The organism is Bacillus sp. FSL R5-0709 (genome assembly GCF_038004785.1).
GTDB lineage: Bacteria > Bacillota > Bacilli > Bacillales > Bacillaceae_G > Bacillus_A > Bacillus_A mycoides.
Map to the genome: position 1 here is coordinate 3132158 of NZ_JBBORT010000001.1, position 26133 is coordinate 3158290.

Annotated in this window: 25 protein-coding genes, 1 pseudogene and 1 riboswitch; of the genes and pseudogenes, 8 read left to right on the forward strand and 18 right to left on the reverse strand. The window is 35.8% G+C overall.

Features of this window, described 5'->3' with window-relative positions; all coding sequences use genetic code 11:
* Positions 1–242: 242 nt before the first annotated feature.
* Positions 243–2327: a serine hydrolase domain-containing protein gene (locus MKX37_RS15960; protein WP_002167987.1), complete on the reverse strand. Its 2085-nt coding sequence runs from the start codon at positions 2325–2327 to the stop codon at positions 243–245.
* Positions 2328–2421: 94 nt separating this feature from the next.
* Entirely contained in the window at positions 2422–3591 is a 1170-nt protein-coding gene (locus MKX37_RS15965; protein WP_078422362.1) for a serine hydrolase domain-containing protein, read from the reverse strand.
* Between the two features lie 366 nt (positions 3592–3957).
* Between MKX37_RS15965 and MKX37_RS15975 the strand changes: the two are divergent.
* Positions 3958–4214: pseudogene (locus tag MKX37_RS15975) on the forward strand (IS4 family transposase); the annotation flags it as partial.
* A gap of 423 nt (positions 4215–4637) precedes the next feature.
* Here MKX37_RS15975 and MKX37_RS15980 read toward each other — a convergent pair.
* The gene (locus MKX37_RS15980) at positions 4638–4913 is read right to left on the reverse strand and encodes a hypothetical protein (protein ID WP_002084476.1); all 276 of its coding nucleotides are present in this window, start codon (positions 4911–4913) and stop codon (positions 4638–4640) included.
* A gap of 146 nt (positions 4914–5059) precedes the next feature.
* A complete protein-coding gene (locus MKX37_RS15985) occupies positions 5060–5272 on the reverse strand; it encodes a hypothetical protein (protein WP_002128243.1) in 213 nt (70 codons plus the stop codon).
* A 391-nt stretch (positions 5273–5663) separates the two neighbouring features.
* Between MKX37_RS15985 and MKX37_RS15990 the strand changes: the two genes are divergently transcribed.
* Both MKX37_RS15990 and MKX37_RS15995 read left to right on the forward strand, forming a co-directional pair.
* Positions 5664–5813 (forward strand): hypothetical protein, encoded by a 150-nt coding sequence (locus tag MKX37_RS15990; RefSeq protein WP_002185389.1) that lies wholly within the window; start codon positions 5664–5666, stop codon positions 5811–5813.
* 117 nt (positions 5814–5930) lie between these two features.
* The gene (locus MKX37_RS15995) at positions 5931–6494 is read left to right on the forward strand and encodes a GNAT family N-acetyltransferase (RefSeq protein ID WP_002128246.1); all 564 of its coding nucleotides are present in this window, start codon (positions 5931–5933) and stop codon (positions 6492–6494) included.
* A gap of 271 nt (positions 6495–6765) precedes the next feature.
* Here the strand turns inward: MKX37_RS15995 and MKX37_RS16000 are convergent, their stop codons facing one another.
* Both MKX37_RS16000 and MKX37_RS16005 read right to left on the reverse strand, forming a co-directional pair.
* Positions 6766–7434, reverse strand: a complete 669-nt coding sequence (locus tag MKX37_RS16000) for a hypothetical protein (protein ID WP_003190427.1) — start codon at positions 7432–7434, stop codon at positions 6766–6768.
* A 403-nt stretch (positions 7435–7837) separates the two neighbouring features.
* Entirely contained in the window at positions 7838–9478 is a 1641-nt protein-coding gene (locus tag MKX37_RS16005; RefSeq protein WP_002128248.1) for a M20/M25/M40 family metallo-hydrolase, read from the reverse strand.
* 743 nt (positions 9479–10221) lie between these two features.
* Between MKX37_RS16005 and MKX37_RS16010 the strand changes: the two genes are divergently transcribed.
* The 3 genes from MKX37_RS16010 (at position 10222) to MKX37_RS16020 (ending at position 13163) form a co-directional block, all read left to right on the forward strand.
* The gene (locus MKX37_RS16010) at positions 10222–11151 is read left to right on the forward strand and encodes a phosphotransferase (protein WP_002185385.1); all 930 of its coding nucleotides are present in this window, start codon (positions 10222–10224) and stop codon (positions 11149–11151) included.
* A 44-nt stretch (positions 11152–11195) separates the two neighbouring features.
* Complete coding sequence (locus MKX37_RS16015; RefSeq protein WP_002033235.1) at positions 11196–11543, forward strand: VOC family protein; 348 nt, start codon at positions 11196–11198, stop codon at positions 11541–11543.
* 273 nt (positions 11544–11816) lie between these two features.
* The gene (locus MKX37_RS16020; protein WP_002128252.1) at positions 11817–13163 is read left to right on the forward strand and encodes a short-chain fatty acid transporter; all 1347 of its coding nucleotides are present in this window, start codon (positions 11817–11819) and stop codon (positions 13161–13163) included.
* Between the two features lie 40 nt (positions 13164–13203).
* On the opposite strand, the gene MKX37_RS16025 is transcribed toward MKX37_RS16020, so the two are convergent.
* The 4 genes from MKX37_RS16025 to MKX37_RS16040 form a co-directional block, all read right to left on the reverse strand.
* On the reverse strand, positions 13204–13557 hold the full coding sequence (locus tag MKX37_RS16025; protein ID WP_002167980.1) for a hypothetical protein: 354 nt from the start codon (positions 13555–13557) through the stop codon (positions 13204–13206).
* On the reverse strand, positions 13554–14129 hold the full coding sequence (locus MKX37_RS16030) for an NAD(P)H-dependent oxidoreductase (protein ID WP_016120529.1): 576 nt from the start codon (positions 14127–14129) through the stop codon (positions 13554–13556). Before MKX37_RS16030 ends, MKX37_RS16025 begins: the two co-directional genes overlap by 4 nt.
* Before the next feature lie 22 nt (positions 14130–14151).
* The gene (locus MKX37_RS16035; RefSeq protein WP_003190441.1) at positions 14152–14589 is read right to left on the reverse strand and encodes an SWIM zinc finger family protein; all 438 of its coding nucleotides are present in this window, start codon (positions 14587–14589) and stop codon (positions 14152–14154) included.
* Between the two features lie 205 nt (positions 14590–14794).
* Positions 14795–15115 (reverse strand): hypothetical protein, encoded by a 321-nt coding sequence (locus tag MKX37_RS16040; RefSeq protein WP_002110869.1) that lies wholly within the window; start codon positions 15113–15115, stop codon positions 14795–14797.
* 38 nt (positions 15116–15153) lie between these two features.
* A riboswitch (SAM riboswitch) is annotated at positions 15154–15252 on the reverse strand.
* A gap of 121 nt (positions 15253–15373) precedes the next feature.
* Between MKX37_RS16040 and MKX37_RS16045 the strand changes: the two genes are divergently transcribed.
* Entirely contained in the window at positions 15374–15565 is a 192-nt protein-coding gene (locus tag MKX37_RS16045) for a hypothetical protein (RefSeq protein WP_002084448.1), read from the forward strand.
* Between the two features lie 31 nt (positions 15566–15596).
* On the opposite strand, the gene MKX37_RS16050 is transcribed toward MKX37_RS16045, so the two are convergent.
* The 7 genes from MKX37_RS16050 to rraA all read right to left on the reverse strand — a co-directional run bounded on the left by MKX37_RS16050 (position 15597) and on the right by rraA (position 23315).
* Complete coding sequence (locus MKX37_RS16050; protein WP_002167976.1) at positions 15597–16319, reverse strand: YwiC-like family protein; 723 nt, start codon at positions 16317–16319, stop codon at positions 15597–15599.
* 184 nt (positions 16320–16503) lie between these two features.
* Positions 16504–17205, reverse strand: coding sequence for an ECF transporter S component (locus MKX37_RS16055; RefSeq protein ID WP_002167975.1), 702 nt, complete (start codon positions 17203–17205; stop codon positions 16504–16506).
* Complete coding sequence (locus MKX37_RS16060) at positions 17178–18839, reverse strand: ABC transporter ATP-binding protein (RefSeq protein ID WP_078422363.1); 1662 nt, start codon at positions 18837–18839, stop codon at positions 17178–17180. The genes MKX37_RS16055 and MKX37_RS16060 overlap by 28 nt, the downstream gene beginning before the upstream one ends.
* Positions 18812–19690, reverse strand: a complete 879-nt coding sequence (locus tag MKX37_RS16065) for an energy-coupling factor transporter transmembrane component T (protein WP_033713217.1) — start codon at positions 19688–19690, stop codon at positions 18812–18814. Before MKX37_RS16065 ends, MKX37_RS16060 begins: the two co-directional genes overlap by 28 nt.
* Before the next feature lie 23 nt (positions 19691–19713).
* Entirely contained in the window at positions 19714–20526 is an 813-nt protein-coding gene (locus MKX37_RS16070) for a DUF4430 domain-containing protein (protein ID WP_078206708.1), read from the reverse strand.
* 123 nt (positions 20527–20649) lie between these two features.
* Positions 20650–22434, reverse strand: coding sequence for a DUF4430 domain-containing protein (locus tag MKX37_RS16075; RefSeq protein ID WP_078203900.1), 1785 nt, complete (start codon positions 22432–22434; stop codon positions 20650–20652).
* 395 nt (positions 22435–22829) lie between these two features.
* Positions 22830–23315, reverse strand: coding sequence for a ribonuclease E activity regulator RraA (gene rraA, locus MKX37_RS16080; RefSeq protein WP_002185379.1), 486 nt, complete (start codon positions 23313–23315; stop codon positions 22830–22832).
* 198 nt (positions 23316–23513) lie between these two features.
* Here rraA and MKX37_RS16085 point away from each other — a divergent pair, with 198 nt between their 5' ends.
* Positions 23514–24944, forward strand: coding sequence for a YfcC family protein (locus tag MKX37_RS16085; protein WP_002013955.1), 1431 nt, complete (start codon positions 23514–23516; stop codon positions 24942–24944).
* 142 nt (positions 24945–25086) lie between these two features.
* Here the strand turns inward: MKX37_RS16085 and MKX37_RS16090 are convergent, their stop codons facing one another.
* Positions 25087–25914, reverse strand: coding sequence for an endonuclease I family protein (locus tag MKX37_RS16090; RefSeq protein WP_002033283.1), 828 nt, complete (start codon positions 25912–25914; stop codon positions 25087–25089).
* Positions 25915–26133: the final 219 nt, after the last annotated feature.

Sequence of the window (26133 nt, forward strand, 5' to 3'; positions counted from 1 at the left end):
TAAATAAAAAAATTTAAAATCAAAACTGGCTGTTTTTAGTGATGAAGGAGTACATGTCTGGTTCTGTTGCAAAGTTTCTTAACAGCTAAAAAGTTGGTATGATAGCTGTTCTTGCAGAGTTTGAGCGTGATATTATTCGTGGAAAGCCTCTTCGGTAAAGATAATGCGTAAATACAAACAAAACCAGCAAAACACCTTTTCTGTGTCTTACTGGTTTTGTTGAAGTCCATCTTGAATCGTAGCTAGTTCAACGTGATTGCAAATTCCGAGTTCGGCGCGCCAGCAAATACAACCGATCCGTTTTTCGGCAATTTTACTTTGTTATTGCCGCTCACAACGGTAAAATTGACGCATACTCCCTTCTCATCATACACCGCGAATGAACTCTTCGATGACAACGTCACGCTCATCGTTTTCCCTGCTGTCGCTTGTGGGATCGTAAACCATTTCGCATGCCCATTTGCTTGTAGCGTAACTTTGGATGATTGGCCTGCATCAAGCGGTTTTACGTTGGATCCACTTACATATAACAATCCGGCCATCTCCATATATTCACTGCCGCCTTCTGTATAGAAATGAGTTTCCGTCGTATCACGGCCATTCATCACGGGGATCTGGAGCTGATGCGCCGCGGTGTTCGGACCTGTAATTTTTCTGCCGTCCCAATAGCCCTCCAGGCCTTCCTTGCGAGTAATTTGTGTGGTAATAAGTTTCGGTTGAACGAGATATTCAATAGAACTAAATTTCTCGTTCACGAGATAGAACTTGACGCCTTCCCGCTTCGCCCATGCGGCAGCGGTTTTCTTCGATAGCACGTTGTCTTCTAGTTTCTCGGCTAAATAGTGAGTCATCACATTTTGCCCTAAGCCTGGCGTCGATTTATATGTGCTCACCTTCAAATAAGTGCTTCCATTCTTCTCAGTGACGAAGTTGAGCTTGGAAGTACCCTTCTCATTAATAAAGCTTCCATTCGCAGTATATACATATTTTTCTTCTCGATTAGATGGTAAGAACAGTTCTCCATTCTTCGTAATTTCTATTTTGAAATGACTTTCGCTATTGCCGTAAAAGCCCGCTTTCTTCGTCACGTCTTGAGGCATCTTGGCCTTGACCGGCTTGCCAAAGGATTTGTTTGGCTTGATGTCCTTAATTGTGCCCTTCTCTTTAAGCGCGGCGAGCAGTAATTCAGTTGCCAGTAGTTGATTTGTAGAGCTTTGGCCGCCGGATGACAACACAGCCACTGCCATCTTCTGTTCCGGAAGCACGACCAGTATAGCATGTTGCAGTGTTGTATCGCCGCCCTTAGCCATGCTTTTTATCCCATATTCACTGAATGGGTATAGTTTCACACTATCCCAGCCAAGACCATAGTTGAAAATATTACCTCCATCCCCCGGCCACATTCCTTTTTTATATTCCTCTTGCTCCATCGCCTTGACTGCCTTATCAGAGAGGATCCCTTTTCCCTGTCCCATAAATAATTGTGAGAATCGTACCATATCTTCTGCCGTGGAAGAGATCCCTCCCGAACCAATCACATTCACCGATTCAATGGGAAGCTTCCCTTGGTACGCCGGAAAATAGAGTCCAGCCCGCTTATCGTCTTCCCATTTGTCCTGCGGCGTTTTCGTATGATTCAGCTGTAAGGGTTCTGTAAACCGTTGATGTATAAATTCGGTAAAGCTCATACCGCTGACTCTTTCCACCAAAATCTCGGCCAGCGTAAAGCCGTCGTTGCAGTATACCGAGAACGCGCCAGGATCCGCCTTCAAGCTTTGGTTGGACAATTGCCGCATCAAGACATCATGGGCATAGGTATCATTATCGTTAAATAAAAATGCATTACTTAACGTGGAACCTTGCAAGCCGGAGGAGTGGTTTAACAGCATACGTGGCGTAATGCGTTTGTACCGCTCGTCTTTCATCTTGAAATCAGGAACATAGTGGACAACAGGAGCATCCAAATCGACTTTTCCTTCGTCGACCAATTTCATTACAGCCGCTGTTGCATACATTTTACTGACTGAACCAATCCCATATAGAGTATCTTTGTTCAGCCGCTGTTTTCCTTCCATATCGTTCTTGCCTGTCTGACCCGACAAAATAAGTTTACCATTATCAATTAGCGCATACTGCACGCTAGTCGTCCCATAGGACTTCGTGAGTAGCGCAGCCTTCTCTGCCGCAATCTTCTCCAGTTCTTGGTTAGCAACTTCTTGGTTAGCTACAACCGGAGTCTTACTGCTTGAAGATGCTATCGCCCCTGTTGGTAGGATCATCGTTAGCGCTAATGTAGCGGCTAACACCCCAGATAGTTTATTTTTCATGAGAGAATTGCCTCCTTAGATAAGTAATCGAATTCATCACTTATTTGTTTAACTATAAAAAATATGACAAAATTTATCCGTTTTTCCTTTTTACCTACTTACCAAATTCAGCAAGTAAAATATTTTTAAAAGGATTAGGACTGTCAGCTCTACCCAAACTATTCCAATTGACGACCAACGTATGCTTGCCTCCAAGTTTACCTCCAACAAGAGTAGTAAACCCTAGAATGCCACCTGTGTGTCCCCATATCGAGACATCGTTTGGAAGCTTAGTTTCATAGATTCCAAGACCATATCCATCGATTCCTTCTTTTCCTGTAGGAACTGTAGTAAGCATTTGTTTTAGTTGCTGTTCTTTCAGTAATTTACCCCCGAGCAAGTAAGAGAAGAATTTATTTAAGTCGTCAGCAGTAGAAATCATATCTCCAGCTGAGCTACCTGCACTTGGGTTATAATAAGTAACGTCTTTTAGCTCACTTACTCCGTCTGGTTGGACATATCCACGGGCATGCTTGGTGCCTGGAATAACGCTTGAATTGCCAGGTAGGAATGTATTCGACAATTCAAGCGGTTCAATAATCCGACTTTCAATCTCTTCCGCATAGCTGTTTCCGGTTACTTTTTCAATAAGAATACCTAGTAATACATATCCTGTGTTTGAATAAGACCAGCCCTTTCCTGGGGCAAAGTCTGGGGGCAGAGAAATCCCCATCTTCACTAACTCTTCAGCCGTATACGATTTTTTTGTATCCGTAAAGTCAGCGTCTTTTGACCTTGAGTATTCAGCGATACCACTTGTATGGTTCAATATCTGCCGGATAGTAATCTGGTTACCATCATATCCGTTTCCTTGAATGACACCAGGCAACCATTTTTCGATGTAGTCGTCTAGATTCAAGCGGTTCTCTCCGACTAATTGAAGTACAACCGTTGCTGTGAACGTCTTCGTCACACTGCCAATGCGAAAGCGAAAATCTGTTTTCATTGGTTTCTTGGTTCTCAGATCCGCTATCCCAGCGGCATAACTCCACGTTTTTCCACCCTCAGAAGTTTTAGCAAGTATCCCCGGGTATCCAAGTTGCAATGTATCCCGCATTGCTTGCTTGACGGAAGTACGATCTCGTTGAGTGCTTGTTTGTAACGAACTAGATACATTTTGAGTGGGCTCTGCTTTTACAATTGAGGCTGGCGTTGTATATAACAGGGAACTTCCAGCTATTAAAAGAGCCAGACTTGCAAATGTAATTTGACTACGTGTTTTCATAAGGCATTCCTCTCCTCTATTCATATTGTATAGGTGGTTGCTTGATATTTCATACTCACCACACAGCTATCATCTCTACCGATGACAAAAAGTCAACATTGAATTCGTAATCATCTTCATAATGATTATTTTTACAAGCTCCATTCTGTCCTAATAAACGGTAAATCCCTCTTTTTGCATGTATGTTAACCTCAGAATTTATTTCTTTTCCATGAAACGCTCTTATTAACTGGTTTGTTTTTCATATATAAGTTATATCTGTTCCTCCTTTCATGCTTCTTTATATTTTCATCATACACAATGAAAATCTCTTTTTCCTTACCTATTCCTTACAAATCCCTTACGTTCAAAATAGCTTCTGTGTCTCAAATCTGCCAATTAATTCTCATCAAGAGAAAACGAGAATTAAGCGAATATAAAACGATTTATATCATAAAAGATTATTTTCTACTTATTTATGAATCTCTACAAAAAGACACCAAAGAATTAACAAAGATATTGTTTCGTCTGTTTGATCTCTTACAGAAAAACGGACGAAAATCCCATAGGTATGAGAAGAAACCGTCTTTGATATCTTAGGCGTCGTATATAACCTTTCTATGCCTCACAAGCATGTAGCGTAATCCAAAAAATTAAAACCCAATAGGGTTTATCTGGTATGAAAATATTTAAAGAACTTACACTGGATCTTTAGAAAAAAGAAAAAAGCCCATCAAGCTAAGGTTTTGAAGTACCCCCTAAATGAAAATTTTCTTTCTCTACAGTTAGTTTTTTTGAGAAGTCAGCTCATTTTTTTGTTTTTGGGGTGTTTACTTTTCTTAAGTTGATGGATGTGTGGGTGGTACCCCTCTAATACCCCAGAAGGAAAAGAAGAGTTTGAATTCTTTAACGTACAGGGCGTTCCATATATCATTGTAAAAGATCATGAGAATAACACTCAAAAATCAATTCTTGGATTCAGCACTCAATCATTAGAAGAGGCTATTTTATAATAATCATCCCCCAAAAAAAGAAACGAACAAAAATGTTCGTTTCTTTTTTTGTGTTTAATGCTCAAGAAAACTTATAACCGCATAAGTATATAGAACGACTAGAGCAAAGGCACATATTCCCATAATTATAATCGCTAGTGCGCTTTTCTCTTGTCTAAACCCTATAATTCCAAGAATAAATGCACTCCACATTGTTACCTTAAGCATTGTAGAAAGGTTGGGAATTGAATATCCACTCAACCAGGTAGAGAAACTTACAATTACGGAAAAAGAGAACAAAGTTAGAACAATAGATAATATATTAATGTGCTTCCCATACTTCAGTTGCATTTCGCTACCCCTTTTCTTTTCATTAGTAAATAATAGGTAGATGGTTATATTTTTATTTTATTCTAAATTTTCTTGAAAATCCACAACGAAAAGAAGAGGTTGTCCCAAAAGTCGCTGAATAGTTACTTTTAGGTAACCTCTTTTCTTTATTTTTTACTTTCCTCTAGTTTAGAGATACTCGCTTCTTTTTCAGGTAACGTATCAACAAAATCCTTTTGAGATTTTAATAAGTCAGATTGTTGTATCCAATCCATAAGATCATCTAAAGATTTACGGGCTTCTTTTACATCGCCAGTAATATCATTCATGTTCAGCTTATTAAATGTAGCTAAAAATTCTTGTTGAATCTCACCTTGCAATGCATTGCTTTGTTAATTCTTTATTTTCATCACTTTTTGCCTTTTGAACATTATTCATAGCTTTCCCGATTTCATGTTTATCAAAAGCATCTTGTGCTTTCTTTAAATTTTTCAAGTTCTTCACGTTCACGCGGAGACAATTTTTCTAGTAGGGGTACGCCCCCATCACCATCAAGCTAAGAAATGCAAAAGATAAAAATTGTAAGCCAATAGATAAAAAAATAATAATTCCTTATTCAACTAACGCATGCATGAGTTAAACAACCTAAGGCTGCTTCGGTAGCCATTTTTTGTACCAACTGGCAGTTTGGTTTTCAATATGTGAAAAGGGATTTCTAAGTGATTAATTGAATATATATTTATTGTTTACTAATTTTTGGGAGGTCCCTTTATGGGAGATAAACTTTACTGTATTGCTACATATCAAGTTCTTAATGAAGAAAGACTAAGAGCTTCGCACGGTTCTGTAATAACTTATAGTAATGCTGTGACGGGATCTCCTGTTAGTGAGATAGGGTGTTTTTTAATTTATTTATCATAATAACGTGCCATGAAATTGCAACTCTCGTCCTCAAGAATTATTTCTTTTGGGTGAAAGTTTTTTTATTATATAAGTTTCATTCTGTCATAATTTAAAGTTTTCGAGAGGAGAAATGATATGAATTCTATTTTATTAGATGTTCCGTTACAAATAGAAACAGACAGACTAATTCTTCGAGCACCACTTCAAGCTGGTGACGGGAATGTCGTACACCAAGCTATTAAGGATTCAATTAATGAGTTAAAACAATGGTTGCTTTTATTTCAGTCAATTCCTACTGTTGAAGAAACGGAAATTCTCCTGAGAAATGCCCATATAGATTTTTTGAAAAGAGAAAGCTTTCGCTATCTTATCTATCATAAGGATACTAATGATTTTATTGGAACTGCTAGCCTTCACGGAATTAATTGGAAAATTTCTAAATGTGAAATTGGATACTGGATTAATACGCAATTTAGTGGCAATGGATATATGACAGAGGTAGTAAGTGAGTTAACAAACCTTGGATTTCAGTTACTCAAATTTAGAAGGATTGAAATACGCTGTGAATCTACTAACACTAAAAGTCGTACGATCCCTGAAAAACTAGGTTTTGAGCTTGAAGGGATATTACGTAATGAAGATCTTTCAGCTGACGGTAAAAAACTAACTGATACCTGCATCTATGCAAAGGTAAATTAGATTGAAATTTTAATACTCAATTGCGTCTGTGTACATAGTTTATTCCCCTTCTAATCCATTATTGTGATTTGTTTAGAACTATAGTACATCAATATGTTTAAAATGAAATGTACTGAAATGGGTATATTCTATTGTTACAATCATTTTATAAATAAATTACTTCATGAAGTTATAAAATTAGGACCGTACATATTAGACATATCTAAAATGTACGGTCCTTTTGTTTACTAGTGGTTCACTTATCTAACCTAAAGATAAGTATGTGGTCCTTTTACAATTTGAATTTCTTTTTAAGCTTCTTATATTTTCTATATGAACGTCGAACAATGTTTAACATGAAATACGGTATTTTAACAGGGAAAGGCAATTTATAAATGAAAGGCAAGTAAAATGTAAAATATGCCTTTTCTAAGTCTCTCCACTTACTATCTTCTTTTGTTTTTAAGAAATCAGATACATCGACTACATATCCCCTTCCATTTTCCATCATCACATTTTTTCCGTGAACATCACAAGGAGTTAATCCTTGCTCCCTTGCATACTCTATAGCTTCATTGATATCAAGGATTACCTGCTTAGGAATTTTAATCCCCTTATGAATAGCATCGTATAAGGTAATTTCTTTTAAACGTTTCAATACTATGAAATTTTCTCCTTTATATATAAGATTCGAATAAGAAGGATGATTTCCGATTCTTCGGTATACTTCTGACTCTTTTTCAATTCCTTCTCCTTCTCGCGCGTAAACTTTCACTACCCAATCTTTGTATTCTTTGTGCATAAATACTGCGGCATAATTACCTGTCCCTAAACACTTCCAAAGTCTAGGAATATCTTTAACTACTATAGGCTCGAATTCATCCTCACTTCTTATGCTTACCTCTTTTAATAATTCGTCCTTTATCAATCTCACAAAACTATTTATACTCATCATTTCCACTCCGGTTTTGCTACAAGGGGTACTACCCCATACCCATCAAGTTAAAAAGTACATTCTTCCCTAATACGAAAAAAATGAGCAGACTTCACTAAGTAACTAACTTTAGCGAAATAAATTTTTCATTTAGGGGGGTACTTCAAAATCTTAAAATGGATATTCTACGCAAATATATATTATTGATACAATAAGTTATGTTAACTTCACATAATTATATTATACAAAAACTCAGCAAATACCGTTACAAAAAGTGTACAAGCCATATCTACTCTCTCTAAATAGTTTATTGCGAATCTATTTTAAGGAGAATTCTTACATCACAATTTCATAAATCTAAGGTTTCAAACTATTCATTACGAAAAAAAGACCGTATCACTACGGTCCTTTTCTCGCTCTTATGCAAATACTATGACTGTGTAACTTTATTAGAAACAAGTAGTTTTTCAATACATATAGGTAACATATCTAATAACGTTTCAAATGCGTAATTTACGTCCAGACGCTCCGTCCATTGATGTGCATCTTTTCCTACTGGTCCCATATTTAATACTGGAACGTCAAACTCTTCTAATTCCTGAAGTGGAATCGAATAACCTTTATCCCATAATGGCATATTGTCGACAAGAGAACTCATTGAATCCAATGGGTTTTGTAAGCCAACATAGCTTAAATCTGAAATTCCCCCAAAATAATTTTGATTTTCAAATGTAATGCTATGATTATAGTGGGCATACTTTTCCATTTCTACAACTACCTCTCTAATTAAAGGATTGTTGCGTGAACTCACAGCTGGATAGTATGGCGGCGCAAAGAAAAGTACAATCATTGGAGCCTTTTCTTTACATAAGATAGCTAATTTGTCTACTAAATCAATAGTTACTGCACGATCATCTTTATCTTCTCTATTTTTTATAATATCGGATTGAATTTCATCTATTTTTTCTCTTCCATGTTGTTCAATTGCATAAGCGATAAGCTCTTCATACGTTAATACATTTACTTTAAGATTAGGCGGTATGAACGGATTATACTTAGAAAAATGATACGCTCGCTCCTCATACGATTCTTCAATTTTCTCTGCTACTTTCGTTACTTTTTGGCGTAACAATGAAACTACATCTGTCATCGTTTTTTCTAGTAAAAACAAGTTAAATAACGTGACTGCACGATGAGGAATTTGTACAGAATAATCCTCCTTTAAATCTCTTTGAAGCAAGTTAGTTGGTGGAGGACTTGCTTCACCATCTACAATATCGCAAAGGTCCGTATTCAACTCTAATTCAGCTGTTAATAATGCAGCCATATAGCTCCCATTTAATCCTGCAAAAGGTTCGCCTACATGTGTCTCTTTTCCATAGCAAAGGAAACCAGGTAACACCTTCCCAATAGAACCAGTATAAATATACTTATTTTGGTCACCAGGATGTCTTGAAAACATAGGCTCTGAATTTAGGACCGTTTTATACTCTAAGTCATGTTCTTTTGCTAGGTCTAATAATCTTGGAACAGCAGCTCTCATCCCTACAGAGTTCACTTCTTCATCTGGAACAGCCAATAAAAGAACATTCCCATCAAATCTTCCTTCACAAGCTTGCTCAACCATCGCCATTTGTAAAGCTAGACCACATTTCATGTCCATCGTTCCTCTACCAAATAGCCAATCTCCTTGTTCAATATCTTCACGTACATGATCTGGTAGCTCATCTTTATGAGAATAAAACATAGATGTTAATTTTTTAGGGTTAAATGCATCTTCTTTCCACACTCCATAATCTTGTACATCTACAACATCAAAGTGACTAACAAGAATTACAGTATTTTTCGTACTATCACTTTTCTTTACTAGAGCTGTAACAAAATATCGTCCATCCCCCGTCGGATTTTTTTGTAAATGATGCGGATTTTGTTTGAAATACTGTAAGTCAGATAATTGTTCTACAACAAAGTCTGGCAATATAACTTCAGCTTCTGAACCTGTAATACTAGGAATTTCAACAAGATTGCTTAATAATTGAACCAATTGTTCTTTAGATTGCCACTTTGACATATAAATCCCCCTATTTTTCCGCATTATGAAAATCAATTCCAATATATGAATAAAAAATGACGACAGCTATCAAAATTATAATTTTGCCGTTTGGCAAGCTTATGGTTCTTTTCATTTGCGGCAAACATATGCTTCCAGGATTTGAAGAATATGTTTAATATCGCTTTTAAATAAAGTCACGGTGTTTATTTAAAAGACGCGATGTTTTGTCCCTTTGGATCTGTTTATCTAAAGAGAGGTTTTTATAGTGAAAAGAAAATCTGAACTGAAAGACGTATTAAGAAACTGCTGAGTAGCAATAAAGTTACTCCACTAAAGGGCGAGATTGTTGAGGAACGTTTTCAGGAAATTAGATTATTCGAGTTTGAATATATCATTGAGATTGTGAAGGTTTTTTACTTAAACTGACGGGGCAGTAATACTCAATTAAAAATAATGGTAAAGTTAGTGAAAAGAAGAAGGATTAAAAATCGTATAGATTCATTGTAATACATTTTAAGTTTTTGTGTGGCGAGGTATTTGAGAAGTAAGAATGATTTCATCAAAAAAACATTGAAGCTCCAACGGGTTTTTATATGACTATTTTTCCAGACACAATCTAACATCATAACAAATTATAAATAAACAGTCTATACTTTTGGTTAGATTTTTTATATAGTTTGATTGACAGCAAAACCTAAGAAAAGGGGTGTTATTCATTGAGAATCACTTGTCACCTTGATCAATCTGATTTACAGGAGTATATGCAAAAAGTCTTTGGTACCAATTATTTGGTTTCTAGTGTAACGAAAATGCATGGCGGTGCACAAAAGGTAGTCTATAAGATTGACTGCAGCAATGGATTTTCCTGCGTTCTGTATGTTTGGGATCTTACTATGAATTATTTTCAAGAAGAAATAGCAAACCGAGATATACATGAGCACTCCTATAGTAGTGATTTATTTGAATTAAATAACAAGTATTTAATTCAACAAGGAATTCAAACCCCCCTTCTATATGATCTGAATAAGGAAAGAAACCGTTATCCTTATGATTATGCTCTCGTTGAATATGTAAATGGACAAAAGGCAGAAGTTTATTTTCAACATTCCGATTCATATGTTAAAGATAAAGTGTTTCAGCGGATAGGAGATATGCTGGCAGACATGCATGCCAACGAGAGACTTACTCATGGGAAAGCGAATCAAAGTGGGATCAACACGGAAAAATGTCATCACTTGCAAATAAAGAATGCAAAAAGAGATTTAGATTACGCATACCAACATATTGACAGCATCAGGGCTAGTCATAGCAATCTACTCGATACATTGTACGAGCTTGAATCAAAAATTGAACCAAGAAGTCGTTATGGATTTATACATGGGGAACTCGGCCCTGATCATGTATTAATTAATGACAAACTAGAACCTTATTTGATTGATATCGAAGGAGCCGAGTTCTTTGATATTGAGCATGAGCACAGTTTTTTGCAGTTCCGATTTGGGGATTATTATCGATATTTAAAGAATGATACTCTCGACCCCAACAGGATGTTATTCTATCGATTCCATCATCATATATCCTTAACTTCAGGCGGGTTGAGATTGCTTCACAGAGGATTTCCGAATCAACAATTTGCAAAAGATCTTACCGATCACCATTCCCGTTGTGCACTGCGTTTTATTGAAGGTTGAACTTATGTCATTAAAAATTTAAAGATAGATAGGAGTTAAATACAATGATAAAAGGTTTCGGAGGAATATTTTGGAGAACTAAAAATCTTGATGTTATAAAAAAATGGTACAGTGAAGTGTTGAAGATTGAAATAGAAAATTGGAACGGGACTGTGATTAAACCCGAATTAGGAACTGAGACTATCTTTTCTTTCTTTGCCGAGAATGATAGTTATTTTCCTACAGAACAACAAGTGATGTTAAATTTCCAAGTACATAATCTAAACGAGACTATTCAGCATCTTGAACAAATTGGCGTACCTCTTGAAAAGAAAGAAGAGATTAGTGAATTTGGAAAGTTTATTTGGATTAAAGATCCTGAAGGGCGATTGATTGAGCTTTGGGAGAAATAGTGGATTTTAATCATTTGCTATTATGCTAACAGATGCTTTAGTTCAATAAGGTAAATAAAAAAAGTGCATCTCCGTTTATTAGACACAGTCTAACAATCGGAGGTTCACTTTTTTAATCTATCCAACTTAGTATAAGCCTATCCATTTATTAATAATATCAATCTATCAATAAATTACAATCATCTTGAATGTCTGAATTTTCCGTAAATTAAAGGTTATCCCCCAAACAACCTCGAACATTGTAATAAACATACATAAGGAGGTTGATCTATTTTGTTTCGTTCATTTACAAATGGATGTGTTGCCCTTGTGCAGCGTTTCTTGCCAGAACCGTTTATTTTATCATGTTTATTAACTGTTTTCGTTATCTTCTTCGGTATGTTTGCAACGAGCCAAACACCTGTAGAAATGATTAATCACTGGGGTAATGGAATTTGGGGACTTCTCGCTTTTTCTATGCAAATGGCTCTTGTACTCGTGACAGGATCTGCATTAGCAAACGCTCCTCTTATTAAAAAAGGATTAACGAGAGCAGCGAAATTACCGAAAACAAATGGACAAGGTATTATTGCTATTTCAATCGTAAGTTTACTAGGAGCATACATAAACTGGGGATTTGGTATTGTTGTATCGGTTTTATATGCAAAAGAAGTGGCCAGACAGTTAGAAGGATTAGATTATAGGTTAGCAATTGCTTCTTCCTACTCTGGATTTCTCATTTGGCATGCAGGCCTTTCTGCTTCTATCCCTCTTACGTTAGCAACTGGCGGCGAAACGTTAATTAAAACGACAGCTGGAAGTATTAAAGAAGCGATTCCAATAACAGAAACGTTATTCTCACCATACGCACTCGTGCCAGTTATTATTTTTCTCGTTACGATGCCTCTCATTAACCGGGCCATGCATCCAGATGAAAAGCATACAATTACTGTAGATCCTAGCGTATTCCATGAAGAAGCTGCCGCTCAAGAAGTAGGGAACAATACGTTCGCTGAAAAAATGGAAAATAGTATGATTATTACACTTTGCATCGGATTATTAGGTCTTATTTATATTTTTAACTATTTTAGTACGAAAGGCTTTAACCTTACACTTGATATCGTTATTTTTATGTTATTAATTGCCGGTCTTATTTTCCACCGTACTCCGATTCAATATATTCGCGCTTTCTCTGACTCAACTAAGAGTGCTTCAGGTATTTTACTTCAGTTTCCGTTCTATGCTGGAATTATGGGGATGATGATTGGAGTAAATAGTGAAGGTCTTTCGCTTGGAGGAGCTATTTCTACTTTCTTTATTAGTATTTCAAATGAAACCACATTCCCGCTCTTTACATTTTTAAGTGCTGGCATTGTAAATATTTTCGTTCCATCTGGAGGCGGTCAATGGGCAGTGCAAGCACCAATTATGATTCCAGCTGGCGCTGAACTTGGTGTACCTGCCGCGAAAACAGCGATGGCAATTGCATGGGGCGATGCTTGGACAAATTTAATTCAACCTTTCTGGGCATTACCGGCATTAGCGATAGCTGGTTTAAGCGCGCGTGATATTATGGGATTTTGTGTTGTTAACTTACTATATGCAGGATTTATCATTAGTCTATGTTTCTTATTTATTTAAACGAAAAGCTAGTTTTATACTAGCTTTTTTATATAATAAATCATTCATTATCTATACAGCTTATTACCTTTCTCCACTCTACCTCTGCATGATTTAATGCTTCATATGTAAACAAATCTTCACATACTTTTTCAATCATATGAGGATTGTTCTTAAGGAAATTCCACTGCAATACTTTAGGAAGAAAATATGTTTCATATTCTTTACTTCCCTTTATCACCTCATCAACTTCTCTTTCACAAATCCCTCTTATTAAATAATCATTTCTTAATTGTATTTGAATTTGTTGAAACGTTTCACTGTATTTCTTCAATTGGACTAAACAATTAATATACGTACGCAAAAGTTCGTCATCATAATTGCAACACTTTATAATACGATCGATTTCATTCATAATGTACGAGCCGCTTCTTCTATTTGTAACAGCCATTTTTCACGCTTCGTTACTTTACTCGTTTTCACAGATTGAAAAGTAGAACGTTTTATATCGCGAATACCACAAAAACGTAAAACCCCTCTTTTCATCATAATCCAATCCGCTGATCGATATAATAGGGACACGTACCATAACGGTGAGTCTAACGTATTAATAACCCACGCCTTCTTTCCTTTCAATAACCCTTTCGGTAAAGCTCCTTCATATTTATAAGCAAATCCAGCTATAAAAATACGATCGATAAATCCTTTTAAAATAGCAGGCATGCTCCACCACCATATCGGATATATGAAAAGAAGAATATCCGCTTTCTGCACTAATTCTCTATATCGCTTCGTCTCTTCTTCATTTAGTAAATCACGTCTTTTCTTCTCTCCATTAAATACAAGCACTGGATCAAATTGTTCTTTATATAAATCAAGTAGCGTAACAGAATGATTTGTTTCCTCAAGTCCTTTTTGCACATGCTCTAAAATTGCCCCATTAAAGCTTGAAGGATTAGGATGAGCGTATATAATTAGTACGTTCACTACAAAACAACTCCCTCTTTAGTTAAAGTTTCCCCTTCTTTAACATCTTCTCTACAATTTGCACATTTTTCGAACTTTGTAACAAACGATTTAATACTGTTAGTAGCTCTTCTTTTTCTAAACCTTTCAATTGCTCTTTAACTGTACTCTCACCAGTACCTTGAATTTCATACACAACTGCCGCCATATGTTTACAATAATTTTCATAAGGACACTCGCAGCTACTTTCTGCAAAATCTTCAAGATCAATAATCACTTCATAATTCCCTGCATTTCCAGTAACGAAAGCAAATACTTTCTTGTCGTGTATTTCAACATCTTCTACATGTCCCTCTTCATAATATTCATATCCTCTATCTATAATGTACTTTGGAATCCATTTCATTATATCTTTTAATAAGTATGCATACATCACAACACCTCTTCCTCTAATTCCCTTTTGACTTCCAAAATCCTGCATGTTATTCTAATAACTGTCAAGTAGCGAGTCTACGTGACAAAACGACTGACACCTATTCGGCGGAGGTGTCTCTTTTCATTTGCAGCCGATATGAAGTGCCTCTTTCAGGCACATTCAATCTTTGACACTACACACTCAACACCATTCCCTTGTATCAGGCTGCTTTAGCAGTCTTTTACTCTACATACTTCAAAAAAAAGAGAGCTCAGCTCCCTTTTCCCGCCTTATAAAATACCCCTTTTTCAGCATAGCGATATTCATCATCAGCTAAAGTAATTTTCCCATCCAGTTTGAGTTCATCTAATAGTCTTGATAAATAAAATTGATGTAACATTTTTTTAGTGAATTTTCCTTCATGATGCGAAACGATATGTTCTTGAATATCTAACAATGATATTGGCTTATCTTGCTCTATCATATATTCATAAACTGTACTACGCAGTTTTACGTATTTTTCGAGTGTCACAGTACTTCGCAACCCCTTTCTTCTTATTATATGTTTTCGTAATCGGTTTTTTTGCAACAAAAAAACCTCTCCGATAAGAAGAAGTTACGTATATCTTCGTCTTATCTCCCAGAACAAATATGTTCTGCTGGAATTAGCACCTGCATCGCGGTTGCTGGGTTTCATCGGGCCAGTCCCTCCACCTCTCTGGATAAGAAAATATTCACTTTAAATTTAACTATACGTAATTTTATTATAATTGTCAAATAAATATAAAAAATTATATTTTCTTCTTTATTGTTCATACTACAAAAAGATGTACAAAAGGAGGCTACTACTTTGAAAAAGAATGCTCGTGGATACGTACAAGATTCTTTTCATTCCTTACAAGAAGCGAAACATTGTTTAGAAGATGCATTACAAACTGTTGAAGAAGATTTTAATCGCGCACGTATTGAACAATCCCTTTACGCTGTAGAGCAAGCTCTTCAACGTTGCGATTACACCGTTCACATTTTAGAACAAGAATGAAAACTTCCCATCAAAAGGTGGGAAGTTTTTTTCAAATGGCATACTTCATCATTATTACCGTTATTATTAAAAAATATACAGAATTAACAATTTCTAAAATCCCTACTTTTAATATAGAAATCTTTTTGCCATACAACATAATGGCCCGAATTACACTTGGTACAAATATGAGTGAACACCATGGATTTATAGCAAATACAATTACCGTTAATACAATATGGTATCCCCAAGATATAAAACGATACTTCGGATTATTTTTTTCACGAATCATCGTTTTTACATAAAACGTACTTCCTAAAAAATATAGAAATGAAATAAGCGCAATGAATAATGCTGTTTTATCTATGAATTTCACGGAGAAATAATAACTGATTAAACCACCTATACAAAACACTATAATCGCACAAACATCATTTAGTAATGCTCGTTCATTTTTTTGACGAGCGTAATACATATTTACAATAAACAATGGAATCATTAATACTGCGAATAAAAGAATTCGCCATTCATATAATAAAGAAATCATCCCAAATACAAATGCAATGATAAAATAAATAATTGCAGCGTGTAGAAATTCTTTTTTTCGTCTTTGCCTTATGTACATGAGAAATGGATAAGTAGCTAGATAGATAAAGAACCAGGCTAAAAACAATGGGATATGATAAAAAGTAGGTTTACCAAGTAATACACTTAATAGAAATGGTATGACAAGCATCGCCCATGCTCCATGTTGCTTCGGAATAACTAACTTCATTAACTATACACCTCCCTCTTGAAAATAGTTCTCACCTACTATTATACAAATAAATTCATATAATAACGGACATATATTGAATCTATTTTTTGACAATAAAAAATGCTCCTTACAATATGTAAGAAGCATGAAAGAGGCAAACGAATATGTAAGTCGCGACCCTACCTTATATGAGTATGCTTTTCTATGTCACGTTATGCTCATCTAATATACCGTATTTCTTTTTAAATCTTGTGAGGATCGTAATCCATGACGTACTAAATAGCAGAAGGAAAATAACATTCGATATCGCGTGACTCAGATCAAAGTAAAAACTTGCGACATAGTAAGCAATAACTGTTTCCCACGTTGCTTCCTGTATAAAACCAAGAAGACCCCAAAAATTCATAATCCAGCCAAATAGAAATCCAACGGCAAATCCGTACAACAGTCTTCCCCACAGTTTTTTCATTAAAAATGTATTACGTAATAGTCCTGCTATAAACCCGATCATGCCCCAAGAGAACATTTGCCACGGCGTCCACGGACCTTGTCCTAAAAAAATATTAGATACAATAGCCGCCGTTGCCCCAATCATAAAGCCAGTTTCACTCCCAAAAACAATTGCAGAAACGATAATGACAAAAGAAGTCGGTTGTACACTTGGTAAAATAGAAAATGGTACCCGGCTAACCGCTGCAATCGCCGCTAACACTGCAACGATAACAATTTCACGTGAAACAAACGCCTTCCTTTCAAAACGAACATAGAAAGGTAACATAATGACAGCTAATAAAAACAAACTACTTACCATGTAATACCCGTCCATAATAAAAGTCGTAAAGAGTAGTGTACATATTACAACAGCAAAAATAAATATTATGAATGCAACATATCGTTTGGACACGCTTCGTACACATCCTCCCACGTTAATGCAAATGGCAACTCTCTACGGATGAATCGATTAATAGATGTTGTATAAAAGAAGTTACCACTAAAGAACTCTTTCGGTGCATCATTCATAATGACTTTCCCGTCAAATAACATCATGCACTGATCAACGTATTTCGCTGCAAACTCAATATCATGCGTTGCCATTACAATTGTTGTACCTTCTTTTTGCAACTGTTTAAATAGCTCTCCTACTCTTTCCTTTTTCCATGGATCTAGTCCCTTTGTCGGCTCATCAAGTAATAATAAAGTTGGCTTTGATAATAACGTTGTACATAATGCGAGTAATTGTTGCTCTCCGCCGCTACAATCATGTGGATGGCGCTCTTTAAGTGAATCTAACCAGAACTTTTTCAACATTTCTTCTGCTATTGTTTTTCCCTCTTCACCATATAATTCACGCGCACGCTCATAAACCTCTTCCCATACTGTATCAAAAGTAAAATGATAGTACGGATATTGCGATACGTACCCTATACTTTTAAATCGTTCTTTCGAATCAATTTTATGTACCACTTTCCCATTCCACTTTACCTTACCTCTTCTAGCTTTTTGCAATCCTGCTAAAATCGTTAACAGTGTAGACTTCCCTGTTCCGTTTTTCCCAACTAGAGCTGTCCATTTTCCCTTTTCGATGTTCACTGTTAAATCTCGTAAAATAAGTGGACTATTTTTTTCATATTGAAAAGATATATGTTCTGCACTTAAAATTACATCTCGCTTTTCACATTGTTCTACTTGCCCATTCCTATATGATATCGCTGAAAAATCATTCATTTTCATTTGTGCTTCTCGCACTGTAAATGGAATCTCTTTCACATTCCACTCTAAAAACAATCTTGGAATTTGCGGAATGAATGGACGAAACTTTTCTACTTCCCACATGTTCACTATCACACTTTTAGAAGTACCATCATAAATGATTCTGCCATTATCCATACAAACAACGCGTGTTGCGAGCGGTATAACTTCATCTAAACGATGTTCACTTAAAATAATCGTAATTCCAAGTTCTTCATTAATACGTTTTAATAATCCTAAAAACTCTTTCGCAGCAATCGGATCTAGTTGTGCTGTCGGTTCATCCAGTAATAATAGTTTCGGCTGCATGACTAACACCGCAGCTAAATTTACAAGTTGTTTTTGACCACCAGATAAAGTATGAACAGATTGATGTAACAAATCTTGAAATCCTAAAAAGCTAATGAGTTCCGCTATTCTTTGTTGAATAATATGTGATGGTAATCCGATATTTTCTAAAGAGAATGCTAATTCTTGAATAACGGTATCCATTACGATCTGATTTTCTGGATTTTGAAATACCATACCAATTTCTTGGGCAGATAATAAATCTGGTACTTCTTCTAATAAAGCACCATCATAATATGTATGTCCAGAACGCGTGCCAATTGGAAGTAACTCCTTTTTAAAATGTTTTAATAAAGTTGTCTTCCCAGAACCTGAACCGCCAGCAAGTACTATAAATTCTCCTTTTTGAACAGAAAGAGAAATATGCTGTAACGCTTCTTCATTTTCATCAATATATATAAATGATAAATTCTTCATTTCTGCATGCGCCACCATATCCATTCCCTTCCTTCCATCATAATTGGTAAACTAACAAACATCATAAATAATATAAACATAATTCCATCGTATTGCTGGAACAGTATTGATTCCACTTTCGGATAGATAATCAATTTCCCTCCGCCATAATAACTAAATATAAATGAAGTTATTAATAGAAAAACTAAATAACTTAGCGTATACAAATCACGTCTTTCCATTCTATATCGAATATATGTCGTACGTTTCGTTACACCAAACCCACGAGCTTGCATAGAATCTGCTGTTTGTAGTGCATCATCTAACGAACAAACTAATAACACTTGCAGTAATTTCATTCCATTTTTTATACGCTCAATGAGTGAACCTGAATCTAATTGCACACCTTTCGTTTTTTGGACGAGTGTAATTTTCTTTAACCGCCTAATAAACAAAGGAACAAACCTCACTGTAATCATCGTTAACAATGCTACTTTCGGTGAAATTCTTGAAAATAAATATAAAAATTTATGACTCGAAATAATATCGTTATAAGAAGCAAACGTAAACATAATCGCAACTAATAATAAACCCATAACAAGTCCATACATACAGGCCTCAAGCTTAATCCGGCTATCTCCTAAATAAAATAACGTAGTCGCTCCTCTATGCGTTAATAAAGAGTTAAATAAAATAACCATCAAAAAGAATACGATAGTACTAGGTAGCATCTTTCTTATTTTCTCACCATTTCCCTGTACTATATTTAAGATTATAATTAGTATAATCGCTCCAATTAAAAAAAGAGGATGAAGACACATCATACATAGTATCATCACCCCAATATAATAGAAAAAATTAACAAAAGGATGTAAAGAAGAAAAGCTTATTTTCATAGTCCTTTACCGAAGATCCTTTCCTATTTTAATACAAACACCCACTCGATTGTATCGCCTGGTTTTACTTTAACTACACCAGCACTATAGTTTGGAAAAGCACCGTTCACACGATATTTCCAGCCACTAGTAGCAGTAATATCTTTCTCGTATAAATTATTAATACCTTTTACATAAATATCACCTTTAGAGCCCATTGCATCAATCTCTAATCCTGTGCCCGTGAGCACACTGTAAACTGTGTCGCCTTCTTGTACATCAACCTTTTTCGCACCTAATAAGTACCCTTCATTTCCTTTTACGGAGATAGTAACTTGTTTTGCTTTAGGTACTGGTACTGGTACTACATCTGGTGGTACCGGTGTTGGCGGAGCTGGTAGATTATTGTTCTCTTCTGGATTTTTCTTTTGCTCCTGCTTCGGTGTTTCTTTGGGCTGATTCACAACCTTTGCTTCTTCTTTTACTTCAGGTGCTTTCGGCTGCTGGGGTTTCTCTTCTTGTACTTTTTGTTGCTCTGGTTGTTTATTTGCAGCAGGCTGTTCCTTTGGTTTCTCTTCTTTCTTTACTTCAGGTTGTTCCTGCGCTTTTTCTTCTTTCGGTTTCTCTTCTACTTTTTGTTCTTGTTTATCTTTCTGCTCTTCTTGTTGTTTCTGTTCCGGTTCAGCTTGCTTCTCTTCTGGTTTCGGTACATCTTTTTGTTCTTCCTGTTTCGCTACTTCTTTTTGCTCTTCTTGCTTCGGTTCTGCCTTCTTCTCAGGTTTTACAGCCGTTTCTTCACATCCGGCTAATAATCCCAATGAAAGAACTAAAGAAATGAACCATTTCATCTTACTCATGCTGTCCCTCACCTTTCATATTAAAGTGAAACTTTAATGAGTGGAGATTTTGTTCATCCCCACTCATTATTAGCCCTCACTTTTATAATAAAATTAGGAGCAAATGATTGCTCCTAATTTTTGTTAAGCTGCTTTACGTCTCCATAATACATATGCAGAAGCGATACATAATACACCCATACCTACTTGTGTAGCTGCACTATGAGAAGACGCTCCTGTTTGTGGTAATTGATTCTTATTCTTGTTTGTTTCTTTATTAACTCGTTCGTTATCTACAACAACTTTTAGATTTTCATCTTTTGGTTGTTTTTGTAACTCTTCTTGTTGTTTCGGCTGTTCTACAACTTCTTTTTCTTCTACAGTTGTCTCTGGCTCTACAATTGGTTTCGTATCAATTTCATTCTCTACTACATTTGACCAATCATAAATCGATTTCCCAAGATCTTTAAACTGAAGTAAAGCTAAAAATGCTTGCTCTGTAGCCATTCCGCTACCTTTTTGATCACTTGGTAACCATTTGAACTCACCATTTGGAAGTTGGTATGACATTAAATTTTGTACTGCTTTATTAAGACGAGCTTGATCTACATCTTTAACTAGCGATAGTCCAATAATTGCTTGTGCAGTACTATTAGAATTCTCTTGTCCATCAGCGACAAAACCACCATTACCTAGCTGCTGCTTGTATAAATAATCAACAGCTTTTTGAATAGCTGGCTTTACATCTGCTTGATCTTGATAAGGAGCTAACGCTGCTAATACCATACTTGTTACATCAACGTTACTAGCACTTTCTTTACTACTTGAACTATCATATGTCCAGCCACCGTCTGTATGCTGCGCTTGTAAAAGTGCTTGTACTAAAGCAGCTCGGTTCCATTTTGCTTCGGCCGGAATCTCATATTTCTTTGTATCTAATGCAAGTAATGTAAATGCGTATCCTGTAACGGAATTCACTTTATCTGATTCAAATAAATTTTGTACTAAATTTTGTCCCTCTACCTTTGTAGGATCGACATTCATTGCATTCATCATAATAATCGTTCTAGCTAAATCTGTTGCTGAAAAACGATTTAAACGCTTCTTAACCTTTTCAGCTACTGGCTTAACATAGTTTATTTTCGTTTCAAGCGGAACATTTACACCTGAACGAGCAAGTCCAATCGCAACCCAATCACTACCAATTCCATCTTGTAACATCTTTTCTGACGTTTTAGAAATCGCTTCGTTTAATTGTGCTGCTGGAATTTCGACTTTCTCTTGCTTTGGTTGTTCTGTTACTTTATCTTCTGGTTTACCATCTGGTTTTTCTGTTTTCGGTTCCTCTGGTTTACCATCTGGCTTTTCTGTTTTCGGTTCTTCTGGCTTACCATCTGGTTTTTCTGTTTTCGATTCCTCTGGTTTACCATCTGGCTTTTCTGTTTTCGGTTCCTCTGGTTTTGGCTCTTCTACAGTTTTACAAGTGCCAAATTTATCTAACGTTTGTTGCAACGTTTGTTGACTCATATTGCTCCAGTCTGCAACGTAACGAAATGCAACAACATCCCCAGACTCTAATTTATAACTATCCGCCCCAACTTCTGCAGATTTATCATTTACATCATACAACCAACCGCTCGTTGCTCCGGCCATTAATCCATCGATGCCCTTTATATACGTTCCAAATGACATACTTTCAGATGTTACTTTGTCACCCATAACTTTTTGTAGCAAACTAAAAGCTGTTTCTCCATCTTCAATGGAAACTTCTTTCGGACATAACATAATTCCTTTTTGTGATTCACCAATAATTGCAAGTTTCGCTGTCTTTCCTTCAGCAAACGTAATATGTACTGTATTCGCAAAAGAAACAAATACAAGTGCCACTGCCATTAATGATGTAAGCAGCCATTTCTTTAACATTGCCATCCCAAAATTCCCTCCCTTTACTAACATTCACACAAAAAAAGACCCTTTAAGGGTATGCGGTTGACACTCTCTTTTTGTAAGTGTCGAACAAAAATGTACAACACCTCCTACCCGCATTAACGAGCAGTAAGACCCCCACCTCAAATTCAACGAAAGCAAAGAAGTTAGGTAGGGATCAACTGCCCGTAAATGCCCGATTGGTGAAGGCTAATAATCAGTGGGATGAACAAAATCCCCACTGATTAAAATTTCACTTTATCGTAAATACGATAAACCTATACATTCTACAAATTTTGATTTTCTGTATTATTTTACTATTGACAAAGAATTTTGTCCATGCTTTATCGGATTTATTTTCTAAGAATAATAGCTTAATAGCCTTCCATTATTAGAAGTCATCCCTCACTATGTAAGCTTTTATCACTAACAATAATTCCATCTTCATCTACATAAACATATTCATTCGGTTTCCATTCAACTTCACCAAATTGCACCGGAATATTTCGCTCTCCTTTTCCTTCTTTTACACTTCTATTTGGCATCGTCCCTAACGCTAAAATACCAATATTAATATTTTTTAATTCACTAGAATCACGAACATATCCATTTACAATAATTCCTGCTAAGTTTCTTTCTTCCGCAATAGCTGCTAAATTATCACCGAGTAACGCGCAATTTTTAGAAGCTCCGCTATCAACAACTAATACTGTTCCTTCTGGCAGTGTTTGTAACCCCTCTTTTACTAGTACATTATCATCCTTCACTTTTACCGTTGCGATTTTTCCATAGAATTGTTCTTTCTTCCCATAAGATTGAAAAGACTGGCGACATATTTGTAATTCCTTTTCAAATTCATCACATAGATCCGTAGTTTTCCACATCTCTTTCCCTCTTTTCTTTTCCTTTTATATTACATATTCTTGGATTTTTTTCGTTTCCCTGTCTAATGTTGCAACAATTTGTATGTGTAAGAAAAGGACAGAAAAACTATTGCCTTAAGAAGCCACCTTTATTATAATCTATTTCACAGATAAATTTCAGAATATTAAAAATTAACCAAGTGAAAAAGGAGGGGTTTTATGCAATTACAGACCGAGGCAAAAAAACAGCCTAGTAAACGAAAGTTTAAAATGCCTGACGCGTACGTACTACTATTTTTTATTGCTTTACTTTGTGCAATAGCTACATATTTCGTTCCTGCTGGAGAATTTAAAAGAGTCACAAACGGTACTGTTACAACGACAATACCAGGAAGTTATCATTCTGTTCCACAATCGCCGGTAGGGTTTGTTTCTTTTTTTACCGCTATTGAAAAAGGAATGACACTTGCTGCTCCTATCATCTTCTTAATTTTATTTACAGGTGGAGCCATTGCAATTCTTGAAAAAACAGGTGCTCTTGACGGTTTAATCTATCATGTAATTAACAAATTTCGGAATCAGCAATTACTTTTCATTTGTATTGTCGCCGCACTCTTTTCTATTCTCGGAACGACTGGTATTATCGTGAACTCAGTTATCGGCTTTATCCCCATCGGCATCATCGTTGCACGCACATTAAAATGGGACGCTATCGTCGGCGTAGCAATTATTTATTTAGGCACTTATGCTGGTTTTAATGCTACTATTTTATCTCCCTCACCTTTAGGCATTTCACAAAAAATCGCAGAACTCCCGATGTTTTCAGGAATTGGTTTACGTACGGCAATTTATATCTCTTTTTTAATTGCTACCATTTTGTATATTAATTGGTATGTAAAACGCTTAAAAAAATCGAATAAAGGAAGCATACTCGGAGATAACTGGTTTCCAAGTAATGCTCTTTCAAGTGAGAAAGAAACAGAGAAAACAGAAGTTCCTTGGACAATACGTCATAAATTAATTTTACTCGTTTCAGCTTTATCATTAATTGCATTTTTAATAGGCGCTTTTCGTCTACATTGGACGGACGCAGAAATGACCGCTACTTTTATATTCATAGCAATTACAGCGGGAATAATAGGTGGTATGAAAGCAAACGATATCGCTTCTACTTTTCTAGCAGGCTGCCAAAATCTCATATACGGTGCTTTGATCGTCGGAATGGCTCGTTGTATTTCAGTCATTTTAGAACAAGGCAAATTACTTGATACAATCGTTAATCAACTCGCACAGTCTCTCGAAGGACATAGCCCTGTATTTGGCGTTCTCGGCATGTATGTAAGTAGTGCCGCATTACATTTCCTCATTTCATCCGGGACAGGAGAATCTGTTATTTTCATTCCGATATTAGCTCCATTAGCCGATTTCATGCATATTACACGCCAAGTTACAGTACAGGCTGTTATGCTTGGAGAAGGTGTAGTGAACTGCCTCAATCCAACTTCCGGTGTTTTAATGGGCGTTCTCGCAGCGAGCGGCATTTCTTATGGAAAATGGATTCGCTTCATGGCTCCACTTGCATTCATTTGGTTTATCATTGGACTTATTTTTCTTATTGTTGGCGTGAATATTGAGTGGGGACCGTATTAAAAGAATCATATTATACTTAACTTAATAAAATATCTATTCTATTCTCCAATCCTATAAAAATCACTTATTCTAGTATAGATATAAACAGGGATTGATCATAGTGATCAATCCCTTCTCTCAAAGCAAAATACCTTTAAATATTTTAATTCCAAATTTTATTTACCCATTCTGGATGATCAATAAAAGGATTACGATTATGTTGATATTTCGTAAAAATCACTTCATTACGCTTTCGCTCTAAATCATCGACAGGGTCTTGTTCATTCCATTTTAGTAAAACGGATAGTTTACCCATGTATGGATCTTTATTGTTATTCACCTTTTCATTTAATTCTAAGTCTATTTCGCCGTTGTCTCCTTCATAACGAACAGCCATGTAAAATAGCATTCTAGCGATATCTCCTTTTACACTATCACGAGGTTCCCAAGAATCACTATCGTACTTACATTCTGTCGCTTCTGAATGATTCACACCACCATTATCAAAATCCAGATTTCCACGTGAGCTATTTACAGATACATCCGTCGCTCTTAAATGATGCAAATCTGTTCCAGCTCCTGCAGTCGTTCCAAAATCACCGTGAGATTTTGCCCAAACATGCTCTCGGTTCCAATTATCAACTCCTGAACCATTCGTAAGTTTCCCTTGCGAACGCCCAGTATATAAGAGTAGCACATTGTTTTTATTATTTGGATCTTCATCAGTATCTCTTAGTGCTTCCCAAACCGCACTGTATGATAACTTTGTATGATCATCAATAATATTATGAAGTTCCTTCTTTAATTCTAAACCCATTTTTCCTATTGCATTATTATAATATGTATCGTCATAGCTTTTTACAATAATCTCTTGTGGTGATGCAGAAGCTACTTCACCGTGTATGATATCTGTGAATGATAGAGATGCAGTACCTAAAATAAAAAATGAAGATAGTGTAACCATAGCAAGCCTTGTATTTCTAAACTTCATATACCCATTTCCCCTTTAAAATATAATTTGAAGCTATTAACTAAAAAATGCTTTCTAGCCCCCAAAAACTTTTAGAAAGCCATACCCATCCTTTTCTTTTTATTTAATACAAAACTCTATTGAGTCTGTATTATTTCCACACTTTTTGTTTATCTACTTTTCACAAGGAATATCCTTCTCTAGTAAAGATTATTAAAATATTCTTTACAATTAAAAAGT

Bases quoted from the DNA above. Each gene is read 5' to 3' on its own strand.
- MKX37_RS16070 (WP_078206708.1), bottom strand. From the start codon at position 20,526: ATGAGTAAGATGAAATGGTTCATTTCTTTAGTTCTTTCATTGGGATTA.
- MKX37_RS16060 (WP_078422363.1), bottom strand. From the start codon at position 18,839: ATGGATATGGTGGCGCATGCAGAAATGAAGAATTTATCATTTATATAT.
- MKX37_RS15995 (WP_002128246.1), top strand. From the start codon at position 5,931: ATGAATTCTATTTTATTAGATGTTCCGTTACAAATAGAAACAGACAGA.
- MKX37_RS16065 (WP_033713217.1), bottom strand. From the start codon at position 19,690: ATGAAAATAAGCTTTTCTTCTTTACATCCTTTTGTTAATTTTTTCTAT.
- MKX37_RS16075 (WP_078203900.1), bottom strand. From the start codon at position 22,434: ATGGCAATGTTAAAGAAATGGCTGCTTACATCATTAATGGCAGTGGCA.
- MKX37_RS16035 (WP_003190441.1), bottom strand. From the start codon at position 14,589: ATGCAGGATTTTGGAAGTCAAAAGGGAATTAGAGGAAGAGGTGTTGTG.
- rraA (WP_002185379.1), bottom strand. From the start codon at position 23,315: ATGTGGAAAACTACGGATCTATGTGATGAATTTGAAAAGGAATTACAA.
- MKX37_RS16025 (WP_002167980.1), bottom strand. From the start codon at position 13,557: ATGAATGAAATCGATCGTATTATAAAGTGTTGCAATTATGATGACGAA.
- MKX37_RS15965 (WP_078422362.1), bottom strand. From the start codon at position 3,591: ATGAAAACACGTAGTCAAATTACATTTGCAAGTCTGGCTCTTTTAATA.
- MKX37_RS16005 (WP_002128248.1), bottom strand. From the start codon at position 9,478: ATGTCAAAGTGGCAATCTAAAGAACAATTGGTTCAATTATTAAGCAAT.
- MKX37_RS15990 (WP_002185389.1), top strand. From the start codon at position 5,664: ATGGGAGATAAACTTTACTGTATTGCTACATATCAAGTTCTTAATGAA.
- MKX37_RS16085 (WP_002013955.1), top strand. From the start codon at position 23,514: ATGCAATTACAGACCGAGGCAAAAAAACAGCCTAGTAAACGAAAGTTT.
- MKX37_RS16010 (WP_002185385.1), top strand. From the start codon at position 10,222: ATGCAAAAAGTCTTTGGTACCAATTATTTGGTTTCTAGTGTAACGAAA.
- MKX37_RS15980 (WP_002084476.1), bottom strand. From the start codon at position 4,913: ATGCAACTGAAGTATGGGAAGCACATTAATATATTATCTATTGTTCTA.
- MKX37_RS16015 (WP_002033235.1), top strand. From the start codon at position 11,196: ATGATAAAAGGTTTCGGAGGAATATTTTGGAGAACTAAAAATCTTGAT.
- MKX37_RS16090 (WP_002033283.1), bottom strand. From the start codon at position 25,914: ATGAAGTTTAGAAATACAAGGCTTGCTATGGTTACACTATCTTCATTT.
- MKX37_RS16050 (WP_002167976.1), bottom strand. From the start codon at position 16,319: ATGAAGTTAGTTATTCCGAAGCAACATGGAGCATGGGCGATGCTTGTC.
- MKX37_RS15960 (WP_002167987.1), bottom strand. From the start codon at position 2,327: ATGAAAAATAAACTATCTGGGGTGTTAGCCGCTACATTAGCGCTAACG.